Annotated in this window: 11 protein-coding genes; 7 read left to right on the top strand and 4 right to left on the bottom strand. The window is 65.0% G+C overall.

Annotation, left to right across the window (positions count from 1 at the left end):
• Positions 1–2: 2 nt before the first annotated feature.
• Positions 3–1,400: an NAD(P)/FAD-dependent oxidoreductase gene (locus V4U86_RS12445; RefSeq protein WP_395311502.1), complete on the bottom strand. Its 1,398-nt coding sequence runs from the start codon at positions 1,398–1,400 to the stop codon at positions 3–5.
• A 230-nt stretch (positions 1,401–1,630) separates the two neighbouring features.
• Between V4U86_RS12445 and V4U86_RS12440 the strand changes: the two genes are divergently transcribed.
• Genes V4U86_RS12440 through V4U86_RS12425 form a run of 4 tightly spaced genes read left to right on the top strand, consistent with a single transcriptional unit; the run spans position 1,631 to position 5,770 of the window.
• The gene (locus V4U86_RS12440; protein ID WP_395311501.1) at positions 1,631–2,254 is read left to right on the top strand and encodes a TetR/AcrR family transcriptional regulator; all 624 of its coding nucleotides are present in this window, start codon (positions 1,631–1,633) and stop codon (positions 2,252–2,254) included.
• Positions 2,251–3,582, top strand: a complete 1,332-nt coding sequence (locus V4U86_RS12435) for a glycosyltransferase (protein ID WP_395311500.1) — start codon at positions 2,251–2,253, stop codon at positions 3,580–3,582. The genes V4U86_RS12440 and V4U86_RS12435 overlap by 4 nt, the downstream gene beginning before the upstream one ends.
• 2 nt (positions 3,583–3,584) lie before the next feature.
• Complete coding sequence (locus tag V4U86_RS12430) at positions 3,585–4,802, top strand: glucosamine kinase (RefSeq protein ID WP_395311499.1); 1,218 nt, start codon at positions 3,585–3,587, stop codon at positions 4,800–4,802.
• Positions 4,799–5,770 (top strand): SIS domain-containing protein, encoded by a 972-nt coding sequence (locus V4U86_RS12425; protein WP_395311498.1) that lies wholly within the window; start codon positions 4,799–4,801, stop codon positions 5,768–5,770. The genes V4U86_RS12430 and V4U86_RS12425 overlap by 4 nt, the downstream gene beginning before the upstream one ends.
• A gap of 7 nt (positions 5,771–5,777) precedes the next feature.
• On the opposite strand, the gene V4U86_RS12420 is transcribed toward V4U86_RS12425, so the two are convergent.
• Positions 5,778–7,070 (bottom strand): MFS transporter, encoded by a 1,293-nt coding sequence (locus tag V4U86_RS12420; RefSeq protein WP_395311497.1) that lies wholly within the window; start codon positions 7,068–7,070, stop codon positions 5,778–5,780.
• Positions 7,071–7,372: 302 nt separating this feature from the next.
• Between V4U86_RS12420 and V4U86_RS12415 the strand changes: the two genes are divergently transcribed.
• On the top strand, positions 7,373–8,029 hold the full coding sequence (locus V4U86_RS12415; RefSeq protein WP_395311496.1) for a TetR/AcrR family transcriptional regulator: 657 nt from the start codon (positions 7,373–7,375) through the stop codon (positions 8,027–8,029).
• 40 nt (positions 8,030–8,069) lie between these two features.
• On the opposite strand, the gene dmpG is transcribed toward V4U86_RS12415, so the two are convergent.
• Positions 8,070–9,125, bottom strand: a complete 1,056-nt coding sequence (dmpG, locus tag V4U86_RS12410) for a 4-hydroxy-2-oxovalerate aldolase (RefSeq protein ID WP_395311495.1) — start codon at positions 9,123–9,125, stop codon at positions 8,070–8,072.
• On the bottom strand, positions 9,122–10,033 hold the full coding sequence (locus V4U86_RS12405) for an acetaldehyde dehydrogenase (acetylating) (RefSeq protein WP_395311494.1): 912 nt from the start codon (positions 10,031–10,033) through the stop codon (positions 9,122–9,124). Before V4U86_RS12405 ends, dmpG begins: the two co-directional genes overlap by 4 nt.
• 297 nt (positions 10,034–10,330) lie before the next feature.
• Between V4U86_RS12405 and V4U86_RS12400 the strand changes: the two genes are divergently transcribed.
• Entirely contained in the window at positions 10,331–11,191 is an 861-nt protein-coding gene (locus tag V4U86_RS12400) for an alpha/beta fold hydrolase (protein ID WP_395311493.1), read from the top strand.
• Between the two features lie 230 nt (positions 11,192–11,421).
• Complete coding sequence (locus V4U86_RS12395; RefSeq protein WP_395311492.1) at positions 11,422–14,052, top strand: Ig-like domain-containing protein; 2,631 nt, start codon at positions 11,422–11,424, stop codon at positions 14,050–14,052.
• Positions 14,053–14,440: the final 388 nt, after the last annotated feature.

Here is a 14,440-nt window from a genome sequence, read left to right as displayed (position 1 = left end):
CCTCAACTGTTGAAGCCCACACCGAAGCGGTCGAGTGTGCGCAGAAGGATGCCCCGACGCCCGGTTTCGTCCTCGCGGGCCAATGCCGCCCGGGTCAATTCGACCGCCGGCCAACGCAGTGGTTCCGGCGGGAAAGGCACAGCCGTGCCCGTGACGGCCTTCAACCGGGTCCGTTCGGTCTCCCGCCCCGACAGCAGATCGAGCGCCACCCGAGCACCGAACCTCGTCGACGCCACCCCCAGACCGGTGAATCCGACCGCATATGCCAGCCGACCGCCGAACGCGGTACCGAAGATCGGGGTGAACCTGCTGGTGGTGTCGATGACACCACCCCAGCGGTGGGTGAACGGTACCTCCGCCAGTTGGGGGAACGTCTCCCGGAAGTGCCGTGCCAGCACTCGGTGCGACCGGTCCCGCAGTTCCAGTTCGGGTGCCACCGCGTTTCCGAAGTGATAGATCGCGTCGTATCCGCCCCACACGATCCGGTCATCGCGGGTTCTGCGGAAGTAGTGGAACTGATTTCCGGCGTCGGTGAGGCCCTGGTTCTGCGCCCACCCCACCGAGGCCAGCTGGTCGGCAGTCAGTGGCGCGGTCGCGAGCACGTAGTCGTACACCGGCATGATCCACGCGCTGAGCCGCCGCAGCAACGGCCGGTAGGCATTGGAGGCGAGCACGACGTGGGTGGTGTCCACCTGACCGTGCGTGCTGCGCACGGTCAGCATGCCGCCCGAGCGGGTGATTCTGGTCGCCGCCGATTCCTCGAAGATGCGCGCGCCCATCTCCTCTGCGACGCGCCGCATCCCGAGCACCAGTGCCATCGGATCGACCAGACCTCCACCATGGATGCGCAGTCCGCCTCGGAACGCGCCGGAGTGGATGTCGGCGCGAACCTGATCGCCGTCGAGGAACTCGACGTCTTCACCATGCCGGGCATAGCTCGCCACCGCGCTGCGCAGCGCCGCGACCTGATGCGGCGTGCGCGCCAGGGTCGTCTTGCCGACCATGCGTAGATCGGCATCGATGTTGTTGCGCTGCAAGAATTCTGCGATCTGTTCGACGTTCTCACGGCCCAGCCGCTGGAGTTCGTCGAGTTCATCCGGCCACATCGCGGCTCCGTGGGCGATGCCGTGCGTGAGGGACTCCGAGACGAACCCGCCGTTGCGGCCCGAGGCCGCCGCCCCCACCCACGACTGCTCGAGGACGACGACCCTGCGTCCGGGGTGGTCGGTGAGTGCCTCGATCGCCGCCCACAACCCGGCGTACCCGGCCCCGACGATGACGAGGTCAGCCCTCACCCGTCCGCGCAGCGGCTCGGTCCGTGCGCCGATCTGCACGCCATCCCACCAGACCGGGCGAGGTTCGGCGTCGCACAGCTCGTCCTGCCGTTGGCTGGATTTCATGGGTGGGGCTCCATCGTGGTCTGACGTGGCGGGTCGACGCGTGGACACGCCGCCGCCCCGCGACTGCGGACAGGAACGATAGTTGCATCGTCTTTCAAAGAAGGCAACACATAAGTTCCCATGTCAACGCATATGTGCCTGTAAAAACTGAGTTACTGTTCAAATTTCTGCTGGCTGTATCACGCGATCTTTGGCACAGTGACACCCGACATACCCGGAGGGAGGACGCGATGGCGGTGAGCCGCACCGAACGGCGCGCGAACCTGCTCGACGCCGCCCAACGGGCGGTGATGAAACACGGCGCGGACGTCCAACTCAATCAGGTGGCGGCCGAGGCCGGCCTCACCTCGGGCGCGGTGCTCTACCACTTCCCCGACGTCCAGACACTGCTGGTGGAAGCCAATCGCGCCGGCATGGAGCGGTTCTACGACGAACGTCTGCGCCGCATCGAGGGCATCGCCGAACCCGACCGGCGACTGGTCCTGACCATCGAGTCGGGATTGCCGGTCGACTCCGACGATCCCGCCGTCAAACTGCTGTGTGAACTCGGCGGGGCCGCCGGACGGTACCCCACCTACGCGGTGCTGCTGACCGCACTGTTCGACCGGCAGGTGGCGATGTACCAGGTCATCCTGGAATCCGGTGCCGCACAAGGTGTCTTCACGCTGAGCTCGCCGTCGCTGACCATCGCCCGCAACATCGTGGCGTTGGAGGACGCCTACGGCTACCGCATGGTGGCCCGTCATCCGAGCCTGGACGCCGACGCGTCCACCGAACTGATCCTCGACTACGCGCGGGTGGCAACCGGCCACTCCCTGCCCCGCCGTGACCACGGTGAAAGGACACATCGATGACCGAGGCCGATCCCGACAACCGGGCACTGACCATCATGTTCTGGCCGGAGTCCGCCTACGGACCCACCAATCAGTGCATCGGGGTGGCGGCCAAACTCCGAGAACGCGGGCACACCATCGTCTTCGCCGCGGAGTCCTCCTGGGCCGGCAAGATCGCGCCGTTCGGATTCATCGAGGAGCTCGTCGACCTCGCGGAGCCGGCCGCGGGTGACGAAGACGCCGACGCGGGCCAGTTCTGGACCGACTTCATCGCCGAGACCGCGCCCGAGTTCGCCAAGTCGACCTTCGACCAACTCGAGTCGTTCATCAAGCCGACCTACCAGGCACTCATCGACGGCGCGAAGTACTGCGAGCCGCGGCTACGCGAGATCATCGCCGAACACCAGCCGGATGTCATCGTCGAGGACAACGTCGTGCTGTTCCCCGCGTTGACCACCGCGGGCAAGCCGTTCGTCCGGGTCATGTCATGCAGCCCACTGGAAGTGCCGGGACCCGATGTGCCCCCGCCATTCTCGGGTCTGCCCAGCGCCGACCGGTCCGGCTGGCAGGCCTACCGGGACGAGTTCGACCGTGCGCTGCGGCCGATGTGGGAGGACTTCGACACCTGGGTGCGTGCCCAGGGCGGCGCCCCGCTACCGGACCTGGAGTTCATGCCCCGCGACAACGCCGCCACCCTCTACGTCTATCCGGCCGAGGCCGACTACGTCGATCAGCGTCCGCTGGACCCGTCGTGGACCCGGATCGACTCCAGCGTCCGGGAGACCGACGAGCGGTACGAACTGCCCGCCGCAATGGCCGGCCGGCCGGCCGACAGCGCGCTGGTCTACCTGTCGCTGGGTTCGCTCGGCGGGGCCGACGTCGCGCTCATGCAACGGCTGATCGACATCCTCGGCACCACCCGGCACCGGTTCATCGTCAGCATGGGTCCGCAGGCCGAGAAGCTCACGCTCGCCGACAACATGGTGGGCGCACAGATGCTGCCCCAGACCCGGATCATCCCCCTCGTCGATGCCGTGATCTCGCACGGCGGCAACAACACCACCACCGAGGCCCTGCATTTCGGCAAGCCACTGATCGTGCTTCCGCTGTTCTGGGACCAGTACGAGAACGCCCAGCGCATCCACGAACTGGAGCTCGGTGTGCGCCTGGACACCTATCACTTCGCCGACCATGACCTGACCGGGGCACTGGACCGAATCCTCTCCGACACCGATATGCGGCAACGGGTTTGCGACATCGGGACCGCCGTTCGGGATCGCGACGGCCTGCGCCTGGCGGCCGACGTGATCGAACGGGTCGGCCGGTCACACCAGCACACCGCAGACTGAACGTGCCCACCGACGCCGCACCCCTGCCCCCCGAGCTGTTGATGCTCGGGGCCCGTCATGCCCTGTCCGTCAGCGAGGAGCATGGAAGGCTGTCGGCCGTCCCGCTTGTCGACGCCGGCGACGGCTGGCGGCGAGCCACCGCCGGCAGCGGCGCGGCCGACGCCCTTGTCCGGCTCATCGCCGAGACTTCCGGACACGCGCGGCACGGCCGGTTCACCGTGACGTCCTGGACCGACCGGTACAGAACGGGGATCGAACAGCCGATCACCGTGGACCAGACCAATGAATCGGTCATCGTCGGCGAGCGGGCCGTGGTGAAGTGGGCAACGCACCTCGAACCGGGGCCGCATCCCGCCCCGCGCCGACTGGCGACTCTCACCGCGGCCGGGTTCGCCGCGATGCCGACGCCCTGGGGTGTGGTCACCTGGGCGCCCGACGACGGCCCGGAGACGCTGGCGGCGACCGTCACCGGCTACCTGCCGGGCGCGGTGGACGGCTGGACCTGGGCCAAGGACCTGTTCATCGCCGCGGCGGGCACCGGCGACCTGGGCAGCGTCGTCGCGACCTGCCGCACCCTGGGCGAGGTGGTCGCCGACCTGCACGCCGCCCTGTCGAACACCGTCAGCCGGTCCACCCCTGCCGACGCGCGGCGCTGGCGCGACAACGCGTTCGCCACCCTTGCCGAGGCGCGCGCACTGGCCGGACCGGCCAACGCGACGCTGCTCGCCGAGCACGCCGACCGCGTCGCCGCCACCCTGGAGAGCCTGGCCGACCTGATCGATGTCCCGGTCCTCGATGCACACGGCGACCTGCACGTCGGTCAGGTGCTGCGCACCGGCGACCGGCTGGTCATCACCGATTTCGACGGCAACCCGGTGCTGGCACCCGCCGAGCGGGTGCTCCCCGTGCCGGCCGCGGTCGATCTGGCCGGGATCCTGCAGTCGCTGTCCCACGTCGCCATCGTCGCGGCGAAGCGCGGTGGACTCGACCCGGTCGCCCTGGTCCCGGTCGATGAGGCCGCCCGGGCGGCGCTGCGGGATGGCTACCTGCGCAGGCTCGCCCAAACCGGCCATGCCGGCCTGCACACCGACGCGGCCCTACCGGCGCTGCGGCTGCAGCAGGTGCTGCGCGAGATCGTCTACGCCGGCCGCCATCTGCCTCGCTGGATGTATGTCCCCGATGCGGCACTGCCCACCCTGATCAACGAAACGAGCTCATGAACCCCGACGGCTTCGCCTCCGATCTCGCCCGTAAGCCCGACGTCCTGTCGAACTTGGCCGATGCACTGGCGCAACACAATCCATGGTCGGACGTGGTGCCCGCGGATACCTGCGGGGTGGTCTTCCTCGGCATGGGTTCGTCGGCGTACGCCGGCGGTGTCGTCGCAGCACGACTGCGCGCCCTCGGTGTCTGTGCGGTGTCCGACATCGCCTCCTCGCGGCTGCTGCCGCAGTGGGGTCCGGGCACGCTCGTGGTGGCCACCTCGGCCTCCGGTGGGTCCATCGAGACCCTCGACGCCCTGGCGCGCGTCGAGGACTCGGCATACACGGTGGCACTGACCAACACACCCGAGTCGGCGATCACCACGGCCTGCGATGCGACGGTCGAACTGCTGGCCGAGCCCGAGGTCGGCGGCGTGGCCTGCCGCAGCTACCAGCACACCTTGGCGTTGATGATGGCGCTGGAATGTCATCTCACCGGTGCGCCGACCGATGCGCTGGTCGCCGCGATCGCGGCTGCGGCACGCGCCAGCGACCACCTGCTGAGGGCCGAGAAGGACTGGCTCCCTGAGATTTCCGATCTTCTGCTGGGTCCCGACGAGACACATCTGGTGGCCCCCGCGCATCGGTGGTCCTCCGCTCAGCAGGGCGCGTTGATGTTCCGTGAGGGCCCGCGCCGGTCGGCCATCGGCTGCGAGAGCGGCGACTGGAGCCACGTCGACGTGTACCGCACCAAGAACAGCGATCTGCGGATGCTGGTCTTCGCCGGTTCGGCATGGGAAGCGCAAATGGCCGAATGGACCGGACCGCGCAGCACCACGGTGGTCGGTGTCGGCGGCGAGGTGCCCACCGCGACTGCCACCCTGCGCTACCCGGGTGACGACACCGACGACATACGCCTGCTCACCGAGACACTGATTCCCGAACTGCTCGCGGCCCGGGACTGGCAGGCCACGGCCGCGGGGTAACCGGTGCTCACACCGCGGCGAGGTCGGTCCCGCGCGTCTCGCTGATCCGCCAGACCGCCAGGAACGTGACCAACCCACATCCCGCGGCCAGTACCACCAGCGGAGTCCGCGACACACCATCGGCGTGCAGGCTACTGGCGATCAGCGGCGTGAAACCGGCGCCCAGCAGTGCCGCGAGCTGATAGCCCATCGAGGCGCCGGTGTAGCGCACCGCTGTCCCGAACATCTCGGAGAACAACGCTCCGAGCGGGGCGTACATCATCGACTGGATGGCCTGCGCCATCATCATCGCGACAATCAGGTATGTCTGCGAACGCAGGTCCACCAACGCATAGAACGGCCACGCATACGCGACGATGCCGACCGCACCGGCGAGCATGACCATTCGGCGGCCGACGCGGTCCGACAGCGCCGAGAAGAATGGGATGGTCACCAGTCCGGTGAGCGAGGTGAAGATCAGTGCGGTCATCACGTCGGTCCGGTGATAACCGATGGCGGTGGCGTAACTGATCATGTACGTACTGATGAGCGCCGTCAGGGCGAACGGCCCGATGCCGACTGCGCACGCCAGGATCAACGTCCGCGGTTTGCGGAGGACCTGCAGGAACGGCAGGCGGGCCCGTGTGGTCTCCGCTCGCCGGGCCGCGGCCTCGAAGACCGGACTCTCGGTGATCGAGAGCCGCACGTAGATGCCGATACCCAGCAGCACCAGGCTGATCAGGAACGGGATCCGCCACCCCCAGGACAACAATGACTCGTCCGGTAGCAGCGTGACCAGGGTGACGACGGCCACCGAGAGCAGCGAGCCGATAGGTGATCCCATCTGCATCAGGCCGTTCCAGAATCCGCGGCGGTCGGCCTCGGCATGTTCGGTCACCATCAGCGTCGCCCCGCCCCACTCCCCTCCGATCGCGACACCCTGGATCACCCGCAGCAGCACCAGCAGGATCGGCGCGGCGACACCGATGGCCGCGAAGGTCGGGAGCAGACCGATGAGAAAACTGGCCGAGCCCATCAGCACCATCGTCAACACCAGCATGGACTTGCGTCCAAGCCGATCACCGAAGTGCCCGAACAGGATTCCGCCGACCGGACGGGCGAGGTAGCCGGCTGCCAGCGTGCCGAAGGCGGCGATGGTGGCGGCCGCCGGACTGGATTCGGGGAAGAACACCAGCCCGAACACCAGCGCGCTCATGGTGCCGTACACCAGGAAGTCGTAGTACTCGATCGCGGTACCCAACAGGCTGGACAGCGCGACGCGTCGCAACAGGACGGGATCGGTCACCGATGCGTCCGGCATGGATTCTCCTCGTATCGTGAGCGACTGGCGACATCCTGCCGCCAACCCGACCGCGGGTGGTGATGTTGTCTCGCCGAACGGGATGATGTCTGCACGAAGGCGGTGTGTGACGGGAACCTTCCGTCCCGTCGGCCAGCACAGTCACAGGTTCCCTTCCATTCACCGAGATACGGTGCGCGGAGGACCAGCTATCCGAATTATGGTGCGCTCAACGAATATCGGTACATGGCCGTCAAGCCCAATCTGCATCGGGAGCAACACGGCCTGCAGCGCTGTGGCGAAGACAGCCATAAGGAGAGACGATGCTCCGGCAGCCAATGCACAGATCTCCGACGCGTTCAGCGTTGCCACCCGGTATCGCCGCGGCCGGCAATCTCCCAACGATCCCGCCATCAATCGTTGCGGTCGTCGAAACGCGACCGGTCACCGCGGCCCGGATCATGGCTACCACGATGAGGATGAGTCACGTGGCATATGACAGTTTTCAAGTCAGGGAGGTGGCGCACGCAGCGCAGGTTTCACCTGGCACGCTGTATCGCCATTTCACCTCCAAGAACAGCCTTCTGGTGGCTTGTCTGGAATTCTGGCTGACCGAGCTCGAACCCGTCGTCCGTGCGGAATTGATCGGCATCACCGATCCGATCAGACGAATGCGGCACGTATCGAAGCGGATCGCGCTTGGCCTCGGTGACCACCCACTGTTTGAGGGCGCCTTCGTGCGTGCGTACTTGCTCACAAATACGATGTACGCGGACTCGGATGTTGTACGGGAGAGATTGAATTCACTTTTCGCGCAAGCCATCTGCGATGGCCAGGTCGACAAGAGCGACGTCAGCGAACTGATCACGGACATCTGGACGGTCAACATGCCGGCGCTCGTTCAGCGCAGACTCAGCCTCGACGAGCTTCACGACAGATTGGAATACAGCGTCGTGACGATCGGTCTGGCGAGATCGTGAAGATGCGATTCGGCCCGGCACCCCGGGCCGAATCGCTCTCTCATGTGGTCTGTTGTCCCTGTTTGCGTTTGATCTCCAGTGCGATGTCGATCAGCTGGTCTTCCTGGCCGCCGATCAGCTTGCGCTGACCCGCCCGGTGCAGCAGCTGATGCGCCGGCACACCGTAGCGCTCGGACTGGCGGATGGCGTGCTTGAGGAAGCTGGAGTACACCCCGGAATACCCCATGATCAGCGCATTGCGGTCCAGCAGGCACTCGGCCGGCATCGCCGGGGCGACGACCTCTTCGGCGGCATCGGCGATGTCGAAGAAGTCGATACCGGTCTTCACACCGATCTTGTCGAACACCCCGATCAGCGCCTCGACCGGAGCGTTGCCCGCACCGGCACCGAACCGGCGACACGACCCATCGATCTGCTTGGCCCCGGCGCGGACCGCCTCGATCGAGTTCGCCACACCGAGGCCGAGGTTCTCGTGCCCGTGGAAACCCACCTGCGCATCGTCACCGAGCTCGGCCACCAGCGCCGCCACCCGGTCGGCCACCCCGTCCAGCACCAGCGCGCCGGCCGAGTCCACCACATAGACGCACTGGCAACCGGCATCGGCCATGATCCGGGCCTGGGCCGCCAATTTCTCCGGGGAGATGGTGTGGCTCATCATCAAAAACCCGACGGTCTCCAACCCGAGTTCGCGGGCCAACCCGAAATGCTGGATCGACACATCGGCCTCGGTGCAGTGGGTGGCGATCCGGCAGATCTCGCCACCGTTGTTCTGCGCCTCCTTGATGTCCTCCTTGGTACCCACACCGGGCAGCATCAAAAAGGCGATCTTGGCCTCTTTCGCGGTCTCGGCCGCAAGCTTGATCAGTTCCTGCTCAGGGGTTTTGGAGAACCCGTAGTTGAACGACGAACCGCCCAGCCCGTCACCATGGGTGACCTCGATAACCGGCACACCAGCGGTGTCCAGCGCGGCCACGATCGAGGCCACCTCGTCCTTGGTGAACTGATGCCGCTTGTGATGAGACCCGTCGCGCAGCGACGTGTCGGTCATCCGGACATCCCAGATGGGGTTGAAGAAGATCTCATCGATGCCACTCATGCCTGAGCTCCTGCCGAAATTCGTTCCTTGGCGATCTCCTCGCCGACCTTCGTCGCCGCGGCGGTCATGATGTCCAGATTTCCAGCGTAGGGCGGAAGGTAATCACCGGCACCCTCCACCTCAACGAACGTGGTCACCACATGCTGGCCACCGTTGACCACCGACGGCTCGTCGAACTGCGGCTCATTGAGCAACCGGTAGCCCGGAACATAAGTCTGCACCTCGGCCACCACCTCCTTGATCGACGCGGTGATCGCCGCGTGATCGGCATCCTCGGGAATCGCGCAGAAGATGGTGTCGCGCATGATCATCGGCGGATCCGCCGGATTCAAGATGATGATCGCCTTACCACTGCGCGCCCCACCGATGTGCTGCACCCCCGCGCTCGTGGTCTTGGTGAACTCATCGATGTTCGCCCGCGTACCCGGGCCCGCCGAAGCCGACGACACCGACGCCACGATCTCGGCATAGGGCACATCGACCACCCGCGACACCGCGTAAACCATCGGGATCGTCGCCTGCCCCCCGCAGGTCACCATGTTGACATTCGGCGCATCCAGATGCGCCCGCAAGTTCGCCGGCGGAATCACCCCCGGCCCCACCGCCGCCGGAGTCAGATCGATCGCGGTGATCCCGGCCGCCTCATACCGCGGCGCAGCATCGCGATGCACATAGGCGCTGGTCGCCTCGAACACCAGATCAGGCTTCTCGGCCTGATTCAACAGCCAGTCCACCCCCTCATGACTGGTCTGCAACCCCAACTTACGGGCCCGCGCCAACCCCTCGGACTCCGGATCGATACCGATCATCCAGCGCGGCTCCAACCAGTCCGAGCGCAGCAACTTGTACAACAGATCGGTACTGATATTTCCCGACCCGACAATCGCAACCGACAACTTATCGGCCATGAACGGCTCCCTAACTTCGTCCGTGAAACTCGAAACTCAGCCGGACTGAACCTAGTCCGTCGAAATCTGCTACGAATCGTCACCGGGTATCCGGCTACGCCATGCCGCCTGACCCGTGCGCAATCCGCCCGACGTCGGCACCGATTGTGCGGCAGGATGCAACTCCGTGAACCAGTACGTCCACTCACCGGACCATTCACGGCTCACACATCTGTCTCGAACGGGCGCCGTCGTCGAGAAATCCCGCTCTTCGGCATGGTGACACCCAGCCCGGCCCCGATGAGGTGAAATGGACCGATGGCAGTCGATTACCAACAGTCCAAGCGTGAAGTCCGCACTGCGTCAGGGATCCTGCGTTATCACGAGGCCGGCGACGGTCCCCCGCTATTGCTGCTGCACGGATCCGGGCCCGGAGTCACGGGCTGGCGCAACTATCGCGGCAACCTCGACGTGTTCGCCCAGCATTTCCGCTGTTTGGTGCTGGAGTTTCCCGGATTCGGAGTCAGCGACGACTTCGGCGGCCACCCAATGCTGGACGCGCAGGGAGCCGCCGCGCAGTTCGTAGATGCGCTCGGCCTGGACAAGGTCGACGTGATCGGCAATTCGATGGGCGGCGGTGTCGGCATCAACTTCGCGACCAACCATCCCGAGCGGATCGGCAAGCTGGTCACCATCGGCGGCATCGGCACCAACATCTTCAGTCCCGGCCCGAGTGAAGGGATCCGGCTGCTGCAGGACTTCACCGAGGAACCCACCCGACAGCGGCTCATCGATTGGTTACGCTCGATGGTCTACAGCGAATCGTTGGTGACCGAGGAACTGATCGCCGAGCGCTGGGAGCTGGCCACCGACTCGGAAACGCTCGCTGCGGCCCGACGCATGTATGGCAAGGCGGCGTTCGCGGCGATGATGGAAATGATGCGCAACGCCGCCTTCCCGCTTCCCTGGGCGACCATGCACAAGGTCGCTGCGCCCACGCTGCTGACGTGGGGTCGTGACGACCGGGTGAGTCCGTTGGACATGGCGCTCATCCCGATGCGCACCATCCCCAATGCCGAGCTGCATGTCTTCCCGAACTGCGGGCACTGGGTGATGATCGAGGCGAAGGCGGCCTTCGAGCGGACAGTGCTGGCCTTCCTCACGCAGAGCGGCGCTTGAATCGCCGGTAACCGTGGAATTGTGCGGCGTACCGCGGCAGCATCGGTGGCCGTGATCGGATATCTCGCTCTGGTACCGATGTTCCTGAGTTACATTCTCTTTCGGCGCCGGCACAACCCTCAGATGTGGCCGCTCAATGGGATGCACATGACGTTACTCACCGCAACTGCTACATAGTTGCCTCCGTCACTGGCCCGCAGTCTTAGGACCGAGCGCATCTAAGGATTTCGATGACTCTCAACGGCACTTCTTCCGGCGTTAATAAAGCAGTGGAACGGGCGGACTACGCACGCCACGTCGGACGGGTCGGTGCGCTGGCCGTCGCTCCAGGCATCGGCATCGCGATCACCAATAACACTGGTGTCGCCGTCGCCGACACGACCGGTTCATCCTCTACCCCCTCTTCGAGCACCAGTTCAGCCGGGCAGGCTAAGAGCCCGAGGCCCTCGGCCGCAGAAAGCACGACGAACACGACGAACACGCCGCGCAAGGCGCGGACCGCGACGGCTCCGAGCTCAACAACATCGGAAGGTGTGTCGGCTGACACGGTCGACGAAGACGAAGAAGCCGACGGTGACGCCGAGGCATCCCAGGTAGAACATGACGATTCGACACAGCCTGGCCGCGACATCGAAGACATCACTGAGGTCGATGGGACCGGACCCGAGGACTCCGAACTTCCGGATCCTCCGACCGCGATCGGCGATGTTGATCCCGATACCGATCCAGCGCAACCGCATCCCGTTGTGATTCCCAAAACCACACCGAAGTCCTCCGACACACCTGACCGCGGTTATGGCGGCGAGGCGAACTCAGCTCCGGTAGACGACAGCGCGCCGGTAGCCGCTGCGAAGCCCCGGACCAGGGTCATGACCGCTCGTGTCGCCACCGCGCCCGCATCGCTGGCCGAGCAGACCGTTATTGTCGAAAACTCGGTAGCGGCTGCACCGACGCCGGCGGCCGTTTCAGCGGCTGCGCCCGCCGCAGCTGCCGTCACGGCCGTGCCGGCAGCCGCCGGCCCGCTCCAAGCTGTGCTTTCGGGTGTATCGAACTGGATTACCGGATTGACCAAGTCCATGAACAGCCCTGTCGCCCCACCCGCCACTCCCACCGTGTGGGCACTGCTGGGCTGGGTTCGCCGCCAGCTGGAATACACCTTCTTCAACGCCTCACCCACCATCAACTACCAGCCCTCGACCAACATCTCGGGATTCAACCCGAACACTCAATTGTTCAACGGGATCGTCGTCGGAGATCTCGGCCTCCACGACGCCGACGGCGACAAGATGACGGTGAAGGTGACAAAGCTGCCCAGCGGGGGCACTGTCACGATCAACCCCAATGGAACCTTCACCTACGTGCCGAACCCACTGAACGCCGCAAAGGGATTCGTAGACACGTTCCAGGTGAAGGTTGGCGACAGCGTCGGTAACCCCGCTCACATAAACTTGCTGAAGCTGTTCTCTCCCAACTTCGGACACACCGCCACCAAGACCATCCAGATCACCGTGCTGCCGACCAGCCCCCTCGGTACTCCCGATCAGATCGCGATGGAAGTCCGTGCGAAGGAAATCATGGAAACGACGCAGATGAAGGCTGCGATGGCGACCGTCCGGGCACAGTGGCTGGCCGCTGCCCAGGACGGAATGAGTAAGGCGGGCGGCGTCGACGCAGTCAATATGGCGTTGCTCGACCAGGCGGTCTACGAGTACTTCTACGCCGGTGCACTGAACGCGCAGAACTCGGACCCGCTGAATCCGAAGGTGCTGACCTACGACGTTGCACCGCACACCTGGTTTGGTCAAGACATCCCGGGTTCACGGGTAATTTACGACAATCCCGACGGCATTTACCGGACGATCCCGGTGGAGATCAACTCCTCCTATGTCATTCGTGGTCAGTTCTTCGGCACCAAGCCTTCCGATACCAACTTCAGTCTGCTCAACGTCCGCGGCCAGACATTGGCCAACCTGGCGCAGAAGGACATCGTCGTCAATGAGGACGGCACCTTTGTCATCACTGTCAGCGCGGCTGCCAGTGACGATCCCAACCACATCCAGATCGCCGAAGGCGCAACGAACTTCCTGATCCGCGACACGCTGTCCGACTGGAATACCGAGCTGCCGATGAGCCTGACCGTCGAGCGCGTCGGTGGTGCGATAGTCACGCCGCTGACCAATGAGCAGCTTGCCGAGAAGGCCGTTGCTCAGCTTCTGGCCGCGTCGCCGGGCTTCAATGTGTATATGCGCGCTGCGACGCGGCTGAATGCCTTCGACCCCGATTCTCCGCTTCGCGATCCGAACGTCTTTGGCCAGCCCGCACCGTTCGGCGACCAGACCTTGGTGACGCAATGGCCGAGCTACGGCTACTTCCAGCTACGTGATGATCAGGCGTTGGTCCTCACCATCGATGCGGGCAGCGCCGACTACTGGGTGATTCCGGTCAGCAATGACTGGGAGACGACGAACAACTATGCGGGACAGCAGACGACCCTGAACAACACGCAGGCGATCGCCAACGCCGACGGCACATACACAGTGGTGCTGTCGCCTTCTGATCCGCGCGTCGCCAACTGGATTTCGACCGGCACCGTGATGGTCGACCTCGACGGGGACGGCGTGACGGAGGAAACTACCGTCCAACAGGGCACCATACAGATTCGTTTCCAGCAGATCACCGATGCGGCCAACGGCCCCCGAATCGTCAGCCAGCAGGTCGTCGGTCTCGATGAGCTCGAGGCCCTGCTGCCGGAAGGGACCGTCTTCCTCACCCCGGAACAGCGGGCCGAGCAGCTGGCGGAACGGGAGGCCGGCTACGACGCCTCGCGTTGGGCTTCGCCGGGGAACTTCATGGGTGTGTAGTCGCCTCAGCTGATCCGAATGGGTGCCTGCGACGAGTCGTCGCAGGCACCCTTTCGTTATGTTGGCCTCACCCCAAAGGCGGGCTGTCCGTTAACCGTCGAGCGGCCGACCATGAGTTCGCAGCCATCGGCGGGCATTTCCGTTTATCCAAGCGTATCCGCGGTTCTAGCCTGCGGTTCAACAATGGCGTGTCACATCACGCGGATTCACAAGATGGCGGAACTCACCACAGAGATGTCGATGAAGCCCCAGGCAGCCTTGCCACCATGACGAGACCAAGCTGGCCATCCCATCGCTACTCCATGGCTTGTGTCTCTGGGGATGACAGTTTTGGATGGTTGTAGGCACTAGGTGCTGGAATTATTGGTGGCAACATCGCGTCGTGCGC

The sequence above is a fragment of the Mycobacterium sp. AMU20-3851 genome, assembly GCF_043974665.1.
Classification (GTDB): Bacteria; Actinomycetota; Actinomycetes; order Mycobacteriales; family Mycobacteriaceae; genus Mycobacterium.
This window is presented reverse-complemented; position numbering and strand designations above follow the sequence as displayed.

Coding starts and splice junctions, on each gene's coding strand:
- V4U86_RS12425 (WP_395311498.1), top strand. CDS start 4,799: ATGAACCCCGACGGCTTCGCCTCCGATCTCGCCCGTAAGCCCGACGTC.
- V4U86_RS12435 (WP_395311500.1), top strand. CDS start 2,251: ATGACCGAGGCCGATCCCGACAACCGGGCACTGACCATCATGTTCTGG.
- V4U86_RS12405 (WP_395311494.1), bottom strand. CDS start 10,033: ATGGCCGATAAGTTGTCGGTTGCGATTGTCGGGTCGGGAAATATCAGT.
- V4U86_RS12445 (WP_395311502.1), bottom strand. CDS start 1,400: ATGAAATCCAGCCAACGGCAGGACGAGCTGTGCGACGCCGAACCTCGC.
- V4U86_RS12400 (WP_395311493.1), top strand. CDS start 10,331: ATGGCAGTCGATTACCAACAGTCCAAGCGTGAAGTCCGCACTGCGTCA.
- V4U86_RS12415 (WP_395311496.1), top strand. CDS start 7,373: ATGCTCCGGCAGCCAATGCACAGATCTCCGACGCGTTCAGCGTTGCCA.
- V4U86_RS12440 (WP_395311501.1), top strand. CDS start 1,631: ATGGCGGTGAGCCGCACCGAACGGCGCGCGAACCTGCTCGACGCCGCC.
- V4U86_RS12420 (WP_395311497.1), bottom strand. CDS start 7,070: ATGCCGGACGCATCGGTGACCGATCCCGTCCTGTTGCGACGCGTCGCG.
- V4U86_RS12395 (WP_395311492.1), top strand. CDS start 11,422: ATGACTCTCAACGGCACTTCTTCCGGCGTTAATAAAGCAGTGGAACGG.
- dmpG (WP_395311495.1), bottom strand. CDS start 9,125: ATGAGTGGCATCGATGAGATCTTCTTCAACCCCATCTGGGATGTCCGG.